This is a genomic window from Streptomyces sp. NPDC005878, from assembly GCF_040629815.1.
Taxonomy (GTDB): domain Bacteria; phylum Actinomycetota; class Actinomycetes; order Streptomycetales; family Streptomycetaceae; genus Streptomyces.
Genome location: NZ_JBEXWK010000018.1, coordinates 18,906 through 37,087, shown reverse-complemented (window position 1 = coordinate 37,087; position 18,182 = coordinate 18,906). Strand labels below are relative to the sequence as shown.

Genomic DNA, 18,182 nt, shown 5'->3' with positions numbered 1-18,182 from the left:
CGGCCGCGGCGTACAGCAAATGCCGAAGTTTTCAGCCGTACGCCGCAGAATCCCTGATCCCCCGGGGAAAACCCCCTGGACACGCCCCGATCCTGCCCCTCCTGGCCTTTGCTTACGTAAAGCATACTTTCGGGGTACGGGGAGGAGACGCGGGGCAACGCGGGGAAGGCGCCACGGTGCGCACCCGGCCTGTGCCAGAGTGTGACCGTGCTTCCCGAAGCCCCCCGGTCCCCTGTCCTCACGGCCGACTTCACCTCTCCCGCGCAGTGGGTCGCGGGCCGGTCCTGGGCGTATCCGGACGGCGGTCCCGTCAACCCCGGCGACGACAAGCTCGACCATCTGGTGCCCGACGCCGAGTACAGCCGCAGCGGCACGTTCCGGGCGCGGCGCCGCGCCGACGGGCTGTGGAACACGGGGCTGCTGACCACCGAGGGCAGCGACGAGGCCTTCCTGGTGCGCGCGGGTGACGTATTGGAGGCCCGCGTCCGGCTGCCCCGCGAGCAGGGGGCCTGGCCGGCGATCTGGACCTGGCGGGACGGCGGCCAGGAGGTCGACGTGTTCGAGTACCACCCCGACAACCCCGACCTGCTGGAACTGACCAACCACGTCCGCGACGCCCACCACTCCCACCGCGACCCCTCGGTCGCCCCCGGCGCCCTCCTCGATCTGAGGGTCGAGTTCGGCGCCCGCTCGGTGACCTGGTGGGTGAACGGCGCGCCGGTCTTCGCCGACCACAAGGGGGTGGGGCGCCGCTGGCACGCCCACCTCATCGTCAACCTCTCGGTCAGCGCGGGCCGTTTCCACCCGCGGCCCGCTCCCGAGGTGTCGGAGATGTCGTTCGAGGTGCCCGCGCTACGGGTGTACCGGGAGCACTCAACCACCGTATGACGCGGGCTTCATGACACCTCGTCACCTGAAAGCTGCCCGACGGTGTCTCAGGCGCGCGTATCCGTACGGAAGGTGACGTCCTTGCCGGAGAGCGTCGCGGTGAGCCCTTCCGGTGTCGTGGTGAGGGAGGTGAGCGCCAGGCCGTCCGGGATGCCGTCGAGCTCGATCTCGCGCTCCAGCATGCCGGTGACGATCCCGCGCACCGCCTTGGGCAGGTCGTCGCCCGCCTTGACGGACCGCAGCTTCAGGGTGCGGCCGCCCGCCGTCTCCACGCGCGCGCTGGCCCCGACCCTCCCGAAGAGCGGCAGCGAGGCGGTGGCCGCGACGCGCGGCTCGGACCTGGTGCTGTCCCGGCTGTAGCCGATGTCGATGCCGAGCGCGCGGGACAGGTCCCGGTAGGACACGAAGGCGGTGGCCCTGGCGGAGGCGGCGTGCGCCTCGGAGGCGTGGGAGGAGCGGCGGAGGTGGTCGAGTTCGACGTTCAGGGTGGTGATCGGGAGCCTGCCGCCGTCGCGGCCCGCGGGGATGTCCGAGGCCTCGATGTCGACGCGGTCGAGGGTGCCCCCGGCCAACTGGGTCAGTACGGGGAAGCCGTGCACCTCCACATGGGGTGCGGACGGGAGCCCCTGCGCCTTCTGGAACGCGTCGGCCGTCCGGTGCTCCGTCCAGGCGGCCGCGGCCCGGTCCCCCGCCACGGCCAGTCCCGCCGGCACCACGACGGCCACGGCGTACTTGCGCCATCCCCGCAGGGCCCGACCCGCCGCGGCACGCGCCTTCAGCACGGGGCCCCCTCCTCGGGGACGGGGTGCGCGCAGATGCCGCACGCGGCACGGAAGGCGCTCAGGAGCGGGGCGCGCAGCAGCTCGTCCGCCAGGTCCTGGCGCGCGGCGACCGTGCTGACCAGGCCGGTCACGGCCAGCTGCGCCCGGACCGTGCCCGCCATGTCGTCCGCGTCCGCGAAGGCGGCCAGAGTCTCCGTGCGGTGGTCGCCCAGATCCCCCAGGCCCGCCACTCCGGCGAGCACGCCGGGCAGCACCGGCAGCCCGGAGTTGAAGAGCAGGGCGAGCCGGGAGCGGTGGCGCAGCGCCAGATCGACCAGATCGGCCGAGGCCCGCAGCTGCCGTTCGGACCCCTGCGGCAGGGCGCCCCAGGTGGCCCGGAGCGCGGCGAACTCGGTGAGGGGGCCGATGAGCGTCGCGGCGAGCAGTCGTTCCTTGGAGGGGAAGCGGTGCAGCAGCCCGGTCTTCGAGTAGCCGACCCGGTCCGCGATCTCCTGGACGGAGGTGCCGAGGTACCCCTGGGCGGTGAAGAGCGCGGCGGCGGCCTCGACGATCTCCGCGTCGAGTTCGGCGCGCGTCGGGCGTGGCATGCGGTCCTCCCCTGGCCTGGTCACGCCACCGTAACAGACCATCTGGTCCTGGATGGACCAGATGGTCCGGCGGCTGCCGGCGGTGTGCGGCGGGGAGGTTTCCGCCGGTCGGCGGGCTTTCGTCAGTACGGACCGTTGACGTTGTCGATCGAGCCGTACGTCTTCGCCGCGTAGTTGCACGCGGCGACGATGTTGGCGACGGGGTCGTAGCTGTCCGTCGACGTACCGGGCACGTGGAAGGCCTGGAAGGTGGGGTCGATGACCTGGAGGAGGCCCTTGGAGGGGGTGCCGGCGACGGCGTTGGAGTCCCAGTTGTTGATGGCGAAGGGGTTGCCCGACGACTCCCGCATGACGTTGCGGTAGATGCCGTCGTAGGAGCCGGGGATGCCGTGCTGGGCCATGATGTCCAGCGACTGCCGGATCCAGCCGTCCAGATCGTTGCCGTACGTCTTCGCCACGGCGGCGGTCGCCTGCTGCGGCGGCGTACCCGTCCGCGCCGAACGGTCGGCCCGGGCCGGGGTGGCGGGGCGGTCGGCGGACGCGGCCTTCGCCTTCTTGCCCACCGCCAGCCGGAGGCCGGGGTGGATCAGCGCCGGGTTGCCGCCGATGGCCTGGCGGTTGTCCTTGTAGAGCCTCTTCCAGCCGCCGCTCACGTCGAGGTCGTGGGCGATCTTGGAGAGGGTGTCCCCGGCGACGACGGAGTAGGTCGTCGGGGCCGCCTTCGCCGCACCGGGCTTCTGCGCCACGATCGGCTTGGCGGACACGGCGCCCTTGGCGGCGACGGCGGGAGCGGCTTTCGGGGCGGCGGCGTGGGGGGCGGCCGAGGGTGCGGCACCCGCGCTCGTCGCGCCGATCACCGGAATGATGAGCGCGGCGCCGCCCGTGCCCGCGGCGGCGATGCCCCGGGTCAGGCTGCTGGACTTGGGGCGGCGGTGCTTACCCTTTGCAGGCATGGCGAATTCCTCTCCTTCGCCTGCGAGGTGAGCTGTCGGGTTCGGGCGAGAGCTGCCCGGCCGCGCTGCGCGCGGCTTCACCCCGAGCCGTTCCGTCCTCCGGATCCGGCGACTACCTGGGTCCCCCGCTCCTGCCTTTTCGTGTGTGGGAGGTTTCCGGACAGCGGCAGGATTCGGCGGTCCATCCGGATTTGAGCGAGACCGTAATCGAATGGGACCGGCGGAAACAAGAGCGTGAATTCATTCCGGTATCGGAGAGAAAGATCCATCGGCGCCGGGGATACGGGCACCCTTCTGCCCGTATCCCCAACTCGCCTTCCACGCAACGGAATGAGCGCATCACCCTCGCCCGCACGCCGGGGCCCGAAGTGACCCACTTCACTTCTTCCGCGGCCTTGGAGAGGGATTCCTGCGCGCTCCCCAGAAGAATGAACGGGCGTCGGCGGCGCCCAAAAGAAAAGCTAAGCCCCTTTATCATTCCCAATGAATAGATTGACGACATAGGAACGAAACAGGGCGTCCGCCGTCCATTTCGGACATCTAGGCGGACAGTGCCGACGGCGTCTCCAGCAGGGCCGTCTCCTCGTCGGTGAGCCGGAGCCCGCCCGCGGCCACGTTCTCCACCAGGTGGTCCGGGTTGCCCGTGCCGGGGATCGCCAGCACGTGTTCGCCCTGCCGGAGCGTCCAGGCGAGACGGACCTGTGCGGGTGTCGCACCGTGCGCGCGGGCGACCGCGAGGACCGCCTCGCTCTCCGCGCCGCCCGCCTGCCCGGCGCCGCTCTCGCGCCCTTCGCCCGCGATGGCGAAGAACGGGACGAACGCGATGCCCTGCTCGCCGCAGAGCCGCAGCACCTCGTCGGAGCCGGTCCGCCTGCTGTCCAGGCCGTACCGGTTCTGCACACAGACCACGGGCGCGATCGCCTGGGCCTCCGCCAGATGCTCGGGGCCGATGTTGGAGATGCCCAGGTGGCGGATGAGGCCGGCCTCACGCAGCTCGGCCAGGGCGCCGAAGTGCTCGGCGAGCGAACCGGGCCCGTTCAGGCGCAGGTTGACCACGTCGAGGTGGTCGCGGCCGAGCTGGCGCAGGTTCTCCTCGACCTGGCCGCGCAGGCGTTCCGGGGTGGCCCAGGGCAGCCAGGCGCCGGACGCGTCGCGCCCCGGGCCGACCTTGGTGACGATGACCAGATCGTCCCGATAGGGCGCGAGCGCCCGGTTGATGAGTTCGTTGGCGGAACGGAGCCGGGAGAAGTAGAAAGCCGCGGTGTCGATGTGGTTGACGCCCAGTTCGACCGCGCGCCGCAGCACGGCGAGGGAGCGCTCGCGGTCGCTCGGCGTACCGAGGTCGAATGCGGCGCTCCCGGTGAGGCGCATCGCGCCGAATCCCAGGCGGTTGACCGACAGGTCACCGAGTTTCCAGGTGCCTGCGGCCGCCGCGTGGATCGTCTCCGTAGTCATGATCGCAGTCTGTCATCAGGACCGGCGCGAACGGAACGCCCCGACTCGGAGAACTGCGCGGCCCACGCGGACTGTGAACAGTCCACGGCCTCAACGCACTCAATGCGCCGAACGGGCTCGCGCACTGGGCGGAAAGGCGCGCCGGGGGAGAATTCTTCGCGATATCACCTTCACCGGCACCCCTTTCGATGTCAGCCCGCCGCTTTCCCCCTTCAACATTCCGCACAAGTGCGCCTGCCCGTTCTCCTTGCCCCTTGGATTCACGCCAACACAATGGGGCGGTAAGGGAAGTGTTTACTCCGCCCGCCACAGCGCGGGCACGTTCGGCGGCTCCCAGCCGGGCTGGGCGGTGTGTGCCTGAAGGCAGACGTAGCCGCGTCCGCCGTAGCCGGCGCGGTCGCCCGAGCGGTAGGAGGTGCCGACGGACCAGGTGGTTCCGGGGGGCGGGCCGGTGGGCGTGGGGGTCGGTGACGGCGACGGCGACTGGGCCACGTCCAGGACGAAGTCGAACGCCGCCTCCTTCGCGCCGCCCGCGTCCCGAACGGTCATCAGCAGCCGTGCGTCGAAGAGCGAGTCGGTGTTGTTGCGCGGCTCGCCGGGGAAGTAGAGCTGGGTGGTGAGCACCGGCCGGCCGGGCGCCTGCGCCTTCACGTGGATGTGGCGGGTGCGGCCGGGGTAGAGGCCCGGCACGATGGTGGTGAGGGTGAACGCTCCCCGGGCGTCCGTGTACTGGTGCCCGCGGAGGCGGAAGCCGGTGTTGTCGTAGGCGCCGTTGGTGTCGGCCTGCCAGAAGTCGAGCAGGACGCGTGACAGCGGCAGGCAGGCCCGGCCGAAGACGTACCCGGTGACCGTGAGGCGGGTGCCGGGGGTGCCGGGCTCCAGGAGCGAGGTGCGCTCGGGGGAGTTCGGTTTGAAGTAGGGGCCCTCTGTCTGCTGGGGGGTGGGGTGGTCGCCGTCGTCGCACGCCGGGGTGAGCTGGGGGGCGGTGCCGGTGCCGGCGGTGCCACGGGCCAGGGCGGGCACCCCGGCCAGGGACACGGGCACGGCCACTGAGGCCGCGAGCGCTGCCCGCAGTACGGTCTTGCGGCTGGGCCGGGGCCGTCGGTCGGCGTCCGCGGACCGGTTCTGGTCACGCCGTGTCGCTTCGCTCTCGCCATCCATGGCTGCTCCTTGGGGGGAGGTGGGGACGGCTACGACGCTAGGCGGACGATCGGGTTCGGGCGATGGACGCGATGCGGTGGTCGTGGTGATAATCTCCGCCGCCGCGCCGGAAGTCGCCGGGGCTGGCGCCGGTCTCCCGGCGGAAGAAGCGGCAGAAGTAGGCGGGATCGGTGAACCCGACCCGGTTGGCAACCTGACGTACCGTCAACTCGGTGTGCAGGAGCAGCCGTTTGGCCTCGTGGGTGCGGGCCTGGCGGATGAGCTCACCGGGTGTGCGGCCGGTGGCCTCCTTCACGGCTTCGGTCAGATACCCCACGGACACGCCGATCCGGTCCGCGCACGCGCGCACGGACGACGGCAGGTCGTCGGCGCGCGCCACCAGGGCGGTGAACCGGCCCGCGACACCGTTCGCGCGGGCGACGTCCTGAGCGACGGCGGTCGCGGGCAGTCGCGCGGCCCGTACGAGCAGGACGTGCAGCAGCGCGCGCAGCACCCCGTGAAACCCCTCGGCCCCCGTGCGGTACTCCTCGTACATCTCCCCCACCAGCGAGGAGGTCCAGCTCTCGGCCTCCCGGTCCAGCTCCAGCCAGGGGCGGGGGCCGAGCCCGTGCAGCAGCGCGCGGTCGTCGGGGTGGTCGAGCAGGAAGTCCTCGGTGAAGAGGATCACCCACCCCTCGGGCCCGGCCGCGCACTCCCACTGGTGGACCTGCCCGGGGGCGATGACACACAGGTGCGGTGGGCGCAGCGGGAACCGGGCGAGATCGAGCACATGGGCGCCGGCGCCGCCGGTGATGTGCACGATCTCGTAGAAGGTGTGCCGGTGGGGGAAGTCGGCGCGGGACATCGCGCCGATGGTGTCGAAGGTGCCCATGGCGAACGGCAGCGCGTTGGGCATCGGCACCTCCAGCCGGTGCAACGGCGGCACCCCGCCCCCGTCCCCACACCCACCGGCCCCCGGCAACACAGCCGCCCCACGCATCCACAACCCCCCACCTGGCCCGGACCAGCCAACGGTGAGCCTCACGATGACACGACCAGAAGAGATCCGGAACACCGCCGTTCGCGCCAGGGCTTCAGAACCCGCTGCACACGGCGCTGGCCGAGGGACCCGTGGCGGTGGCGGTCTTCGGTTTGCCGTCGCCCACCGTCACGGAGCACGCGGCGGTCCCACCCCCCGGGCCGAGTGTGACCGTGAGTGTGCCGCCCTTGAGGAAGCCCTTGGCCCGCACCTGCTTGGACCAGGGAAGACGGACACCGGTTTCCTGACTGACGGACTCGTCACTGCCATGCCAGGTCGAGTACGTGATCGCGACATCGCCGGCATGCCCGGTGACCTCGTAGCGGATGGTGGCCGTCTCCCCGCTCTCCTTCGACACCTCGTGCGCGAAGAGCGCGAGGAACGCCGTGCACCCGCCCGCCAGGAGCAGAGCGACCACGAGCAGTACCCATGGCCACCGTCTGCGGCGGCGCGGCTGCGGCCTCGCGCCCCACTGCCCGGGAACTCCTTCACCGGGACCGGGTCCCCATGACGTGCTCATGGATCCAGCGTCATCCAGCCCGGCCGTTCCCGCGACCTGGTGGCTCACAGGTGGCGCACCCCCAGCCTCCACCACAATCAAACAAAAACTTCCAACAAAAGTGTTCAGTTTCTCGCCGCTGAGGCGTAGGTTCCGTTCCGATCAGTTCGCTCGACGAAGCGGGTACGTATGCAATCTCTGGCCGCAGGGCTCCGGCTCCCCACCAACGGGCTCGACTACACGATTCTGGCGATCTACTTCGTCGTCGTTCTGGGCATCGGCTTCGCCGCCCGGGCGAGTGTGAAGACCAGCCTCGACTTCTTCCTCTCCGGGCGGTCGCTGCCCGCCTGGGTGACCGGGCTCGCCTTCGTCGCCGCCAACCTCGGCGCGACCGAGATCCTCGGGATGGCCGCCACCGGCGCCCAGTACGGGGTGGCGGTCGTGCACTGGTACTGGATCGGCGCCATCCCGGCCATGGTCTTCCTCGGCCTGGTGATGATGCCGTTCTACTACCGCTCGAAGGTCCGGTCCGTGCCGGAGTTCCTGCTCCAGCGGTTCGACGCCTCCGCGCACCTGCTCAGCTCGGCTCTCTTCGCCTTCGCCGCGATCCTCATCGCGGGCGTGAACCTCTACGCCCTGTCGATCGTCGTGGAGGCGCTGCTCGGCTGGCCGCAGTGGGTGGCCATCGTGGTGGCCGGGCTCTTCGTCCTCGCGTACATCACCGTCGGCGGACTCTCCTCCGCGATCTACAACGAAGTCCTCCAGTTCTTCGTGATCCTCGCCGCGCTCATCCCGCTGGTCGTCCTCGGCCTCAAGCGCGTCGGCGGCTGGGGCGCGCTCAGCGACGACCTGGAGTCCGCGCACGGCCACAACTACCTCACCGCCTGGGGCGGCACCGGCATCGGGCAGAGCAACCCGCTCGGCGCCAACTGGCTGACGATCATCCTCGGGCTCGGCTTCGTGCTCTCCTTCGGCTACTGGACCACCAACTTCGCCGAGGTCCAGCGCGCGCTGTCCGCGAAGAACCTCAGCGCGGCCCGGCGCACCCCGCTGATCGCCGCCTTCCCGAAGATGTTCATCGTCTTCCTGGTGATGATCCCGGGCCTGGTCGCCGCCGCCCTGGTGCCGAAGATCGGCACCCCGGGCTCCGACCTGACGTACAACGACGCCATCCCGTATCTGATGCAGGAGCTGCTGCCCAACGGTGTGCTCGGGATCGCCGTCACCGGTCTGCTCGCCGCCTTCATGGCGGGCATGGCGGCCAACGTGTCGTCGTTCAACACCGTCTTCACCTACGACATCTGGTCCAAGTACGTGAAGAAGGACCGGCCGGACGCGTACTACCTGCGCTTCGGGCGGCTGATCACGGCCATCGGCGTGCTGGCCTCGATCGGCACCGCGTTCATCGCGTCCAGCTTCTCCAACATCATGGGGTACCTCCAGACGCTGTTCTCCTTCTTCAACGTGCCGATGTTCGTGGTCTTCGTCATCGGGATGTTCTGGAAGCGCGCGTCCATGAAGTCCGGTGTCTGGGGGCTGGTCGCCGGCACCACCGCCGCGATGGTCAACTACTTCTGGATCTACAAGCAGGGCGTCGTCTCCATCCCCACCGACCAGGGCGCCAACTTCGTCTCCGCGATCGTCGGCTTCGCCGCCGGGGCGATCACCATGGTCGTGGTGACGCTCTTCACCGCGCCCAAGCCCGAGGCCGAACTGGCCGGTCTGGTGTACGGGACGGTCTCACCCGGTCTGGAGGAGGCGCCCGGCGAGGGCGACGGCGCCTGGTACCGCAAGCCCGCGCTGCTCGGCTGGGGAGCGGTGGTCCTCGCCGCGCTCTGCTACGTGCCCTACTCGCTCTGATCGGAGGCCAGGACCATGTCTGAACTGCAACGCGAAGTCTCCGAGCTGGAGAAGAAGTCCGCCACGGCGGCCCGGCTCTTCGACATCCGCCGGATCATCGGCGGACTCTTCACCCTGTACGGAGTGATCGTCACCATAGCCGGGCTGACGGCCTCCGACGCCGACCTCGACAAGGCCCAGGGCGTCAACATCAACCTCTGGACCGGCCTCGGCATGCTCGCCCTCGGCCTGTTCTTCCTGGGCTGGCTCTGGCTGCGGCCCCTCGCCCCGCCCGTCCCGCAGGCCGGCGAGGACGGCGTGGGCGGCGAGGGCGGCGAGGACGGCGAGGACGGGCCGGCAGCGCTCTAGCCCGCGGTCCGGCACCCGGCACCCTGCGCGCGGGACCCTTCCCGAAGGGTCCCGCGCGCCCCTCTTCCCCTCCTCCCGCTCCCCCTCCGCCTCCTCCGCCCCGTCACATTTCCCCGTTCGATTCCGTCAGGGAAGTGATCGCGAAAGCCGGCCGGTGCGGTTCCGGGGGCACACGCGGAACAAGGAAGTAGGGAAAGAACCATGACGACGAGCGCTCTCGCCGAACTGCGGTCACAGGTGCGCGGCCGTGTCCTGCTGACCGGTGACGACCACTTCGACCAGGCACGACAGCCGTGGAACCTCTCCGTCCAGCAGCCCGTGTCGGCGGTCGTCGAGGCGGCCGACGCCGACGACGTCGCGGCCGTGGTGCGGTACGCGTCGGCGGCCGGGCTCGTCGTCGCGCCCCAGGCCGGCGGCCGGGGCGCCAGCGGTGACGTGGAGGGCGTGATCCTGCTGCGCACCGGCAAGCTCGACGAGCTGCATGTGGACGCCGCCGCCCGTACCGCGCGCGTCGGCGCGGGCGTCCTGGGCGGCCAGGTCCAGGCCGTGGCGGGGCCGCTCGGTCTGACCGGGCTGCCGGGCAGTTCCCCGCTGGTCAGCGTGGTCGGCTACACCCTGGGCGGCGGGCTCAGCTGGTTCGGGCGCAAGTACGGCTGGGCCGCCGACAGCGTCACCGCCTTCGACGTGGTCACCGCCGACGGCGACCGGGCCCGGGTGACCGCCTACTCCGACGCCGAGCTCTTCTGGGCGCTGCGCGGCGGTGGCGGCGACTACGCCCTGGTCACGGCCATCGAGTACGACCTTCATCCGGCGCCCGCCCTCTTCGGCGGCCGGGTGGTCTGGCACGGCAGCCAGGCGCCCCGCGTCCTGGACGCCTTCCGCGGGATCACCGCGAACGCGCCGGACGAGCTGACCGCCTGGATCAACCTCCTCCAGATCCCGAACGGTCCCTCGCTCGTCACCGTGGACAGCACCTTCCTCGGCGAGGAGGCCGAGGGCCGGGCGCTGCTGCGCGCGCTCGACGAGATCGAGGGCGCCACCACCGACACCCGGGGCGTGCTGCCGGTGGCCCAGCTGGGCGAGATCACCGGCGAGCCGACCGAGCCCGGTCCCAGCGCGACCCGCGCCGAGCTGCTGACCGACCTGGACGACAAGGTGGCGGCGGCCCTCCTCGCGGAGCCGATCGACCCGCTCGTCGGTGTGCACATCCGCCACCTGGGGGGCGCCTTCGCCGCCCCGACGGAGAATCCGCAGGGCCCGCTGACCGAGCCGTACACCCTGTCCATGTTCGGTGTGCCGTTCTCGCCGGAGCGCGGGGCCGAGATCGCCGCCCGCCAGGAGGCGCTGGTGCAGTCGGTCGCCCCGTACGTCAGCGGACGCAAGCCCTTCACCTACCTCTCCCCCGGCGACACGGCGGCGACGGCCTTCCGGCCCGAGGCGCTGGCCCGGCTCCAGCAGGTCAAGCGCGACCGCGACCCGCGCGGCGTCCTCCGCAGCAACTTCCCGGTCCTAGGCTGACCCCCGGGAGCACGGGCGGCGCCCCTCGGCCTTGGGCCGTGGGGCGCCGTTCCGCGTGAAGGGACGGTCAGGACAGCGTGCCGTCGTAGTCCGGGAGCTTGAAGGCCCGCTCCGCGTGCCCGCCCACGAGGTCGGTCGTGTTGTTGCCGATGTTGGCGATGATCGTGTATCCGCGCGCCTCGATCTCGGCCCGCTTCTGCGTCTTGTAGGTGCTGACCTCGTGGAAGAGGTCCGGCAGGTCGCGGACGTACAGACCGGTGACCGGGTAGCCCACCGCCTTGAGGTTGTACGAGGTGAGGGACTCGACGATGCCGGGCCGCGCGGTGACGAAGAAGACGGCGACGCCCCGCGAGCTCGCCTCGCGCGCCAGGGCGCGGACCGAGTCGATGGCCGGGGTCGGGAACGTCCAGAAGTGGTGGAAGTCCGTCTCCAGCGAGGTGTTGTCGATGTCCAGGACGATGGCGGGCTTCTCGCCCGCGGGCGAGGCGGCGACGCGCTCCTGGAGGTAGGGGCGGGCGGTGTCCACGACGGTCCGGACATCGCGCAGCCAGGTCGCGCGGTCGACGCCCTTGAGCCCGGCGATCGCGCCGGAGGCGGAGGTGCGGGCCGCGACGGAGTACGGGGCGGAGGCCGTCGGAGCGGCCTGGGAGGCGGTGGGCGCGGCGACGAGGGCGGTCGCGGCGGCGGCCACGGCGACGGCCGTGCGCGTCGTCCAAGCAGTGCGGGGCATGGGGGGTCGGTGCTCCTCTGTCGCGAGGGTGGGAGTCCGCGGAAGATCCGCAGGGGCCGTGGGGACCGGCACGTACGGAAACGGAATTGACATGCGCACGGCCAAGAATGATCAGCCGTTGACGCGATGTCTACCGGTCGGTAGGAAACTTCTCGTGGACGGAGGATGAATCCGCGGGAGGACCGCTCACGCCCGCACAGGACCGCCGCATACGGAAGCCGGGCGACCGGATCCAGCCCATTCCGCACACTCGGGAATGTATTTTGGTACCTCAACTGTTGGTATATACATCGAGCCCCTGCGGCTCGTCCGACGACCGACCGCGCGGACCGACGATCCGCCCCCAGCAGCGAGGCACCATGAACCCCACCCAGGAGCAGCCCGCCGACACCGTGGCCCGGCTGCGCGCCACCTTCCGCACCGGCCGCACCAAGCCCGTCGAGTGGCGCACCACCCAGTTGCGACGCCTGCGCGAGATGCTCACCGAGCGCGGCGCGGAGCTGGTCGAGTCCCTCCACGCCGACCTCGGCAAGAGCCCGGCCGAGGCCCAGCGCACCGAGATCGGCTTCGTCGTCCGCGAGATCGACCACACCCTGGAACACCTCGCGGGGTGGCTGCGCCCCGAGCCCGCGCCCGTCCCGGAGCACCTGGGCGGGGCGACGGCCTGGACGCAGTACGACCCGCTGGGCGTCGTCCTGGTCATCGCGCCCTGGAACTATCCGGCGCAGCTGCTGCTCACCCCGGTGATCGGCGCCCTGGCCGCCGGGAACGCGGTCGTGGCCAAGCCCAGCGAGATGGCTCCGGCCACCTCCGCCGTGCTGGCGCGCCTGCTGCCCGAGTATCTCGACCGGGACGCGGTGGCCGTGGTGGAGGGCGGTGTTCCGGAGACGACGGCGCTGCTGGCCGAGCGGTTCGACCACATCTTCTACACCGGCAACGGCACCGTCGGCCGTATCGTCATGGCCGCGGCCGTCCAGCACCTCACGCCCGTCACCCTCGAACTGGGCGGCAAGTCCCCGGCCTTCGTCGACCGGGACGCCGACATCGCCGGCGTCGCGGCGCGGCTGGCCGCGGGCAAGTTCCTCAACGCGGGCCAGACCTGTGTCGCGCCCGACTACGTCCTCACCGACCCCGAGACGGCCCGCGCCCTCGAACCGGCGCTGACCCGGGCGGTCGAGGCGCTGTACGGGACCGACCCGCAGGCCTCCGCCGAGTACGGCCGTATCGTCAACGAGCGCCACTTCGACCGTCTGAGCGGTCTGCTCGACTCGGGCCGCGTCGTCACCGGCGGCCGGGGCGACCGCGTCACCAAGTACCTCGCGCCGACCGTCCTCGCCGACGTCGACCCCAAGTCGCCGGTGATGCGGGAGGAGATCTTCGGCCCGATCCTGCCGATCGTGACGGTGTCCGACCTGGACGAGGCCATCGACTTCATCAACGACCGCGACAAGCCGCTGGCGCTGTACGCCTTCACCGAGTCCGGCACCACCCGGGAGCGCCTGGCCGCCGAGACCTCATCGGGCGGCCTCGGCCTCGGGCTGCCGCTGGCCCATCTCACCGTCTCCGACCTGCCGTTCGGCGGCGTCGGCGAGAGCGGCATGGGCAACTACCACGGCCGCTACTCCATCGAGACGTTCAGCCACCGCAAGGCGGTGCTGGCCGCCGGGTGACCGACGGTCGGTGAGGGGCCGGGGCAGATCTCCGTCCCGGCCACGACACTCACCGGACCGGCCCCGGTCTCCCCCGCGAGCAGGCGCGAAGGCCTTCAGCCGACGGTGTCCGGGGCGGGCGCCGGCGCGGCGCCGTCCCGGGGCGCGGGTACGGCCTCGTCGCGGGGGCCGGGTGCCGCTTCGGCGCGGGCGGTGGCGTCCGGCGAGGTCCGGCCCGGCGCCGCGGTGACCGCGGCGGCGCGTACCGCCCACCGCTGCTCGACCCTGGCGAACCGCCAGTACGCCAGCGCCGCCGCCCACACCGCGACGAACAGGCCGACGATGATGAAGCCGACGTTGTCCAGGTCGAGGCCCGCGACCCACCCGGTGACGGCGTCCCGCAGGTCCAGCTTCTTGTGCAGCACGCCCACCAGCTCGATCGTGCCGATCAGGAAGGCCACCGCGATGGAAAGACCGGTGATGGTGAGGTTGTAGAACACCTTGCGCACCGGGTTGGAGAACGCCCACTGGTAGGCGAAGTTCATGAAGGTGCCGTCGATGGTGTCGAACAGGCTCATCCCCGCCGCGAAGAGCAGCGGCAGGCACAGCACCGCGTACCAGGGCAGTCCGGCGGCGGCGCCCGAGCCGGCCATCACCATCAGGGTGACCTCGGTGGCGGTGTCGAAGCCGAGGCCGAAGAGGAAGCCCAGCGGATACATCTGGCCGGGGCGGGTGATCGACTTGGTGAAACGCCCCAGGAGGCGGTTCATGAACCCCCGTGAGTCCAGGTGCTGTTCCAGCGCGGCCTCGTCGTACGTCCCGGCGCGCATCGCCCGGAACACCCGCAGGATGCCGACCAGGGCCAGCAGGTTGAGGGCGGCGATGAGGTAGAGGAACGATCCGGAGACGGTCGTTCCGACCACGCCGAGGGTCTGGTGGGTCGGTGAGTCGTCGTTCATCAGGGTGCCCGCGAGCTGGGCGCCCCCGGCGACCAGCGCCGCCATCACCACGACGACGCTGGAGTGCCCGAGGGCGAACCAGAAGCCGACCGACACCGGCCGTTTGCCGTCGGCCATCAGCTTGCGGGTGGTGTTGTCGATCGCGGCGATGTGGTCCGCGTCGAAGGCGTGCCGCATACCGAGGGTGTACGCGGTGACGCCGAGCCCGAGGCCGAACGTCTTGGAACCGACCTCGTAGTGCTCGGGCACCACCAGCAGGAAGAGGATGCCGAACGCGACGACATGCAGGGCGGCGATCACCGCCAGCAGCCAGGCGGTGCGCACGGTGTCCTCACGTCGCCAGTGGAATGTGGCGGCAGGGGTGGGCAGGGTCATTCGTTCACGCTCCAGCACCTCGTGGATCATTACGCGAGATGCCGTGGCCGGTCTCCTGGCTTCCGGGTGTCGCACCGTCCCCGCCTTCCCAGCGGCCTCACGGCCACCAGTGGCACAACGGGACGGGCTACCCGAAGCCGTTCATGGCCTGAACGACGTGGGGCCCGATCACAGTGGCGAGGGCCGCTCCGGTCTTGCACCGGTCTTCCCGAACACCACGGCTCGCCAACCGTAGGTGCGACCCGCCCCACCTGCAAGTCTGGCCGTGGACGCGGGTATTGCAGATCACATTCCGGGCTGCCGTGCTCACCCCGTCGCCGGCGCGACGAACGCCGGGCGGCGGTCGATGCGGGCGCGGACCTCGTCGGAACCGAAGTGGTGGTCGATCCGCCGGACGGCCTCGGCCCAGCTCCGCATGGTGCCCGCGTCGGAGAGCGCCTCGGTCACGAACGGGTCGCTCCACCGTTCCACCGCACGCCGCCACAGCTCGGCCGGCGGTTCCTCCAGCAGACTGCCCACCGTCCCCTCGTAGATGAGCATGGCCCGCACCTGCCCGTCGGGCTGGACCTGGAGGGACTGGAAGTCGAGGCCGCGCGCCACCTGCTCGGGATTCATCCGCAGGGAGAAGTTGGTCGACGTGCCGACGCGGACCGTGGCGGGGGCGAGCGACTGGAGCCGCGCACGCTGCTCCTCACTGCCCAGCCGGGCGAGCTGTTCGTCCGTGAGCAGCTCGTGCTCGGCGTATCCGGCGCGGCTGCCGAGCCCCGACGGGAGGGCGGCGCCGCAGTCCAGGGAGCTGAGGTGCGGGAAGCGCGCCAGGATGTCCGTGCAGAACTCCTCCAGCCGGTCGATGTTGCTCCGGACGACCGCGCAGTCGACGGCGAACGGGAGCGGGCGGTCCGCTCGCCGGTCCCGCTCCCGCGCACCGTCTTCCAGCAGCGCCGGCGCGCGCATCGCCCGGCCGAACGAACCCGCCCTGCCGCGGATCCGGTCGTGCACCTCGGGCGTGGGACCGTCGACACTCACCACGACCCGTCCGCAGACACGCGCCAGCTCTTCGGTCATCCACGGCCGGTAGTTCCAGCCGCCGGTGTAGACGAGGACCGAGATCCCCGCTCGCGTCAGCCGCTCCGCGACTTCGAAGACCCCCTTGACCAGCAGTGGTTCGCCCCCGGCGAGGGTGACCTGGACCGGTCCCAGGGCGATGATCGCGTCGGCGATCCGGAGCAGGTCCTCGTGGCTCACCTGCCGCGACGGGCGTCTGCCGGACTCCGAATAGCAGTGGGTGCAGCGCAGCGGACAGGCGTAGGTGATGTCCCAGATGACGGACTGCGGGCCGTCGGCAACCTGGTGCGCCTGCTCCGTCGCGTGCTCCATCGCATGCTCCCGTGTCCGCTCGCGGTCTCGGTGCCGGACCCCCCCGTGCGGGCGGGGGACGTTCCGCCGGGCCCAGACTAGGAGGGGGCGGCGGGGCACGGTATCCCCAACTCTGGGATGGCGTGGACCCGACGGAGTGCCCCGCGCCCCGCCCCGGGGGGCCTGCGGCCACCCCGGACCCGGCCTCTTCCCGCCCCTGCCGCCTTCCGGCGCTCAGACGCAGGCGTGGTCCAGCAGACCGGCCCAGGTCCGGGGGCCGACCAGGCCGTCCACATCGTGGCCCCGGTAGCCGCAGACGTACTGGAAGGACTTCACCGACTTGGTGGTCCCGCTGCCGAAGATGCCGTCCACGCGGGTGCGGAAGCCCTGGTCCGTGAGCTTCTGCTGGAGGAACCTGACACAGGTTCCGGTGTCGCCCTGCGACAGGAACGGCCTGCTCTGCGCGCAGCCGGCGGCGCTCGACGCGGCCGGCGCGGCCGCGTCGGCGGGGGCGAGCATGCCGGCCCCTCCCAGCACTCCCGCGCTGACCAGGGCGACGACGAGGATCCGTACCTGTTTCATGGGGCCTCCCGTTGACAGGGCGACCGCGTGTGGTGGGCACGCGTGTCGCCGGACTGCGGCGGCGTGCCGATGTGCCGCCGCCGGAAGGCCACGCTAGGGAGAGCGCGGGCGCGAGGCGTCCCGCAGGGGGTGGAGACACCTCCTGCAACCAGAGCGGTATGCGGCCCGCCCCTCCACCTGGTGCGGCAGCCGGGTCGCGCCCCGCCGGTCGGACGGGCGACGCCGTGAGCGTTCCCGGCTCAGGACGCCGGAGTGGGTCCCTCGATCTGTTCGCTGATCCACTGCATGCTGCTGGCGTCCATCCCCTTCACATACGTCACGGCGTTGTGCCGGCCGCCCTGGATGACTTCGAGGTGGGTGTGGATGGGGCCCTTGTTGCCGTAGGTGGCGATGTACTTGTTCACCTTGGGGATGACGGACTTCTCCTTCGTGCCGTACTGGAAGGCGAGGTACACGTCCGGTCCCTTGGCGGCGATCAGCCGCCGGGAGAGCACCTCGGGGTTGTTCTCCGCCTTCTCCTTGGGGTGGCCGTTCCACAGCGGGGAGTCCGGGACGATGTCGGGGCCCGAGGCGATGACGGCCTTGAACTTGTCGGGGTGCTTGAGGACGGCCTTGAGGCCCGCGAAGCCGCCGGAGGAGGATCCCATGAAGGCCCAGCCGTCACGCGACTTGATGGTGCGGAAGTTCTGCCGCATGAGGTCGGGCACGTCCTCGGTCAGCCAGGTGCCCATCCTGGGCTGGCCGGGGATGTCGCTGCCGTCCCAGTAGAGCCCGCCGTCGTCCGGCTTGGGGTTCAGCACCGGCATGGCCAGCAGGAACGGTTTGCCCTTGCCCTCGTCGGCCCATTTGGAGATGGACGACTCCAGCTTGAGGTTGTTGTCCATCCAGTAGTTGTTGGGGAAACCGGGGCCGCCGGGGAGGGCGATCAGGACGGGGAAGCCGCTCTTGTCGTACTTGGGGTCGTCGTACTGCTTCGGCGCCCAGACCCACACCTTGCCCGTGAAGCCCGACTTCCTGCCGGTGATCTTCACGACGCCGACGTGCGTGCCGTCACCGAGCGTGCTGGAGATCTTGAAGTCGGCGGCCGGTCCCGTCGGCATCAGGGTCTTGGAGTCCACGGGCTTCTGCGGGGCGGCGCCGGGCTTGTCGTCGATCCTGCCGTACGAGATGGGGTCGCCCTTGTCGGTGAACGGCGGTATCTCGAAGTAGCTCATGACCGGCCACGCGATCGCCCCGAGCAACCCCACGCCGACGACCACGAGGAGCCATCGCCGGGCCTTGGAGGCGCGGCGGTGGCCCCGGGACTCGTACGTCTCGGCCCCGTCCCTGGTCCTGGTGGTCGCGTGCGACATCAATGGCTCCGGCTTGCTGCGGCCCCTCGGGGCACGACGGTCGTGTTCCGCCTCCGGGGATGGACAAAGCAGCTGTAAGGGTTCCAAATTTGCCAAACTGTGATCAACGT

17 protein-coding genes and 2 riboswitches are annotated in these 18,182 nt (G+C 71.0%); of the genes, 5 read left to right on the top strand and 12 right to left on the bottom strand.

Going from position 1 to position 18,182, the window contains the following annotated elements; genetic code table 11:
- The first annotated feature begins 207 nt into the window (after nt 1-207).
- Complete coding sequence (locus ABZ404_RS24520) at nt 208-888, top strand: beta-glucanase (protein ID WP_358834155.1); 681 nt, start codon at nt 208-210, stop codon at nt 886-888.
- A 47-nt stretch (nt 889-935) separates the two neighbouring features.
- On the opposite strand, the gene ABZ404_RS24515 is transcribed toward ABZ404_RS24520, so the two are convergent.
- The 7 genes from ABZ404_RS24515 to ABZ404_RS24485 form a co-directional block, all read right to left on the bottom strand.
- The gene (locus ABZ404_RS24515) at nt 936-1,670 is read right to left on the bottom strand and encodes a DUF2993 domain-containing protein (protein ID WP_358834156.1); all 735 of its coding nucleotides are present in this window, start codon (nt 1,668-1,670) and stop codon (nt 936-938) included.
- Nucleotides 1,664-2,257: a helix-turn-helix domain-containing protein gene (locus ABZ404_RS24510; protein WP_358834157.1), complete on the bottom strand. Its 594-nt coding sequence runs from the start codon at nt 2,255-2,257 to the stop codon at nt 1,664-1,666. Before ABZ404_RS24510 ends, ABZ404_RS24515 begins: the two co-directional genes overlap by 7 nt.
- 122 nt (nt 2,258-2,379) lie before the next feature.
- Nucleotides 2,380-3,210 carry a LysM peptidoglycan-binding domain-containing protein gene (locus tag ABZ404_RS24505; protein ID WP_358834158.1) on the bottom strand — a complete coding sequence of 277 codons (831 nt, stop codon included), beginning with the start codon at nt 3,208-3,210 and terminating at the stop codon, nt 2,380-2,382.
- 4 nt (nt 3,211-3,214) lie between these two features.
- Nucleotides 3,215-3,399: riboswitch (cyclic di-AMP (ydaO/yuaA leader) on the bottom strand.
- 351 nt (nt 3,400-3,750) lie between these two features.
- Nucleotides 3,751-4,665 (bottom strand): oxidoreductase, encoded by a 915-nt coding sequence (locus ABZ404_RS24500; protein ID WP_358834159.1) that lies wholly within the window; start codon nt 4,663-4,665, stop codon nt 3,751-3,753.
- 294 nt (nt 4,666-4,959) lie between these two features.
- Nucleotides 4,960-5,826 (bottom strand): carbohydrate-binding protein, encoded by an 867-nt coding sequence (locus ABZ404_RS24495; RefSeq protein ID WP_358834160.1) that lies wholly within the window; start codon nt 5,824-5,826, stop codon nt 4,960-4,962.
- A 37-nt stretch (nt 5,827-5,863) separates the two neighbouring features.
- Nucleotides 5,864-6,805: an AraC family transcriptional regulator gene (locus ABZ404_RS24490; RefSeq protein ID WP_358834161.1), complete on the bottom strand. Its 942-nt coding sequence runs from the start codon at nt 6,803-6,805 to the stop codon at nt 5,864-5,866.
- A 94-nt stretch (nt 6,806-6,899) separates the two neighbouring features.
- The gene (locus tag ABZ404_RS24485; protein WP_358834162.1) at nt 6,900-7,262 is read right to left on the bottom strand and encodes a hypothetical protein; all 363 of its coding nucleotides are present in this window, start codon (nt 7,260-7,262) and stop codon (nt 6,900-6,902) included.
- A 270-nt stretch (nt 7,263-7,532) separates the two neighbouring features.
- On the opposite strand from ABZ404_RS24485, the gene ABZ404_RS24480 reads away from it, so the two are divergent.
- The 3 genes from ABZ404_RS24480 to ABZ404_RS24470 all read left to right on the top strand — a co-directional run bounded on the left by ABZ404_RS24480 (nt 7,533) and on the right by ABZ404_RS24470 (nt 11,069).
- Complete coding sequence (locus tag ABZ404_RS24480; RefSeq protein WP_358834163.1) at nt 7,533-9,203, top strand: sodium:solute symporter family protein; 1,671 nt, start codon at nt 7,533-7,535, stop codon at nt 9,201-9,203.
- A 15-nt stretch (nt 9,204-9,218) separates the two neighbouring features.
- Nucleotides 9,219-9,551, top strand: coding sequence for a hypothetical protein (locus ABZ404_RS24475; protein ID WP_358990872.1), 333 nt, complete (start codon nt 9,219-9,221; stop codon nt 9,549-9,551).
- Between the two features lie 201 nt (nt 9,552-9,752).
- A complete protein-coding gene (locus ABZ404_RS24470) occupies nt 9,753-11,069 on the top strand; it encodes an FAD-binding oxidoreductase (protein ID WP_358835741.1) in 1,317 nt (438 codons plus the stop codon).
- A 67-nt stretch (nt 11,070-11,136) separates the two neighbouring features.
- Here the strand turns inward: ABZ404_RS24470 and ABZ404_RS24465 are convergent, their stop codons facing one another.
- A complete protein-coding gene (locus tag ABZ404_RS24465; protein WP_358835740.1) occupies nt 11,137-11,799 on the bottom strand; it encodes an HAD family acid phosphatase in 663 nt (220 codons plus the stop codon).
- Nucleotides 11,800-12,158: 359 nt separating this feature from the next.
- On the opposite strand from ABZ404_RS24465, the gene ABZ404_RS24460 reads away from it, so the two are divergent.
- Nucleotides 12,159-13,469, top strand: coding sequence for an aldehyde dehydrogenase family protein (locus tag ABZ404_RS24460; RefSeq protein ID WP_358835739.1), 1,311 nt, complete (start codon nt 12,159-12,161; stop codon nt 13,467-13,469).
- A gap of 95 nt (nt 13,470-13,564) precedes the next feature.
- Here the strand turns inward: ABZ404_RS24460 and ABZ404_RS24455 are convergent, their stop codons facing one another.
- The 4 genes from ABZ404_RS24455 to ABZ404_RS24440 form a co-directional block, all read right to left on the bottom strand.
- Nucleotides 13,565-14,812 carry a HoxN/HupN/NixA family nickel/cobalt transporter gene (locus tag ABZ404_RS24455; protein WP_358835738.1) on the bottom strand — a complete coding sequence of 416 codons (1,248 nt, stop codon included), beginning with the start codon at nt 14,810-14,812 and terminating at the stop codon, nt 13,565-13,567.
- A riboswitch (cobalamin riboswitch) is annotated at nt 14,810-15,017 on the bottom strand. It overlaps the preceding gene by 3 nt.
- A gap of 71 nt (nt 15,018-15,088) precedes the next feature.
- The gene (locus ABZ404_RS24450) at nt 15,089-16,159 is read right to left on the bottom strand and encodes a radical SAM protein (protein ID WP_358835737.1); all 1,071 of its coding nucleotides are present in this window, start codon (nt 16,157-16,159) and stop codon (nt 15,089-15,091) included.
- 213 nt (nt 16,160-16,372) lie between these two features.
- Entirely contained in the window at nt 16,373-16,720 is a 348-nt protein-coding gene (locus ABZ404_RS24445; protein ID WP_358990869.1) for a peptidoglycan-binding protein, read from the bottom strand.
- A gap of 239 nt (nt 16,721-16,959) precedes the next feature.
- Complete coding sequence (locus ABZ404_RS24440; RefSeq protein WP_358835735.1) at nt 16,960-18,072, bottom strand: alpha/beta hydrolase-fold protein; 1,113 nt, start codon at nt 18,070-18,072, stop codon at nt 16,960-16,962.
- Between the last annotated feature and the right edge of the window lie 110 nt (nt 18,073-18,182).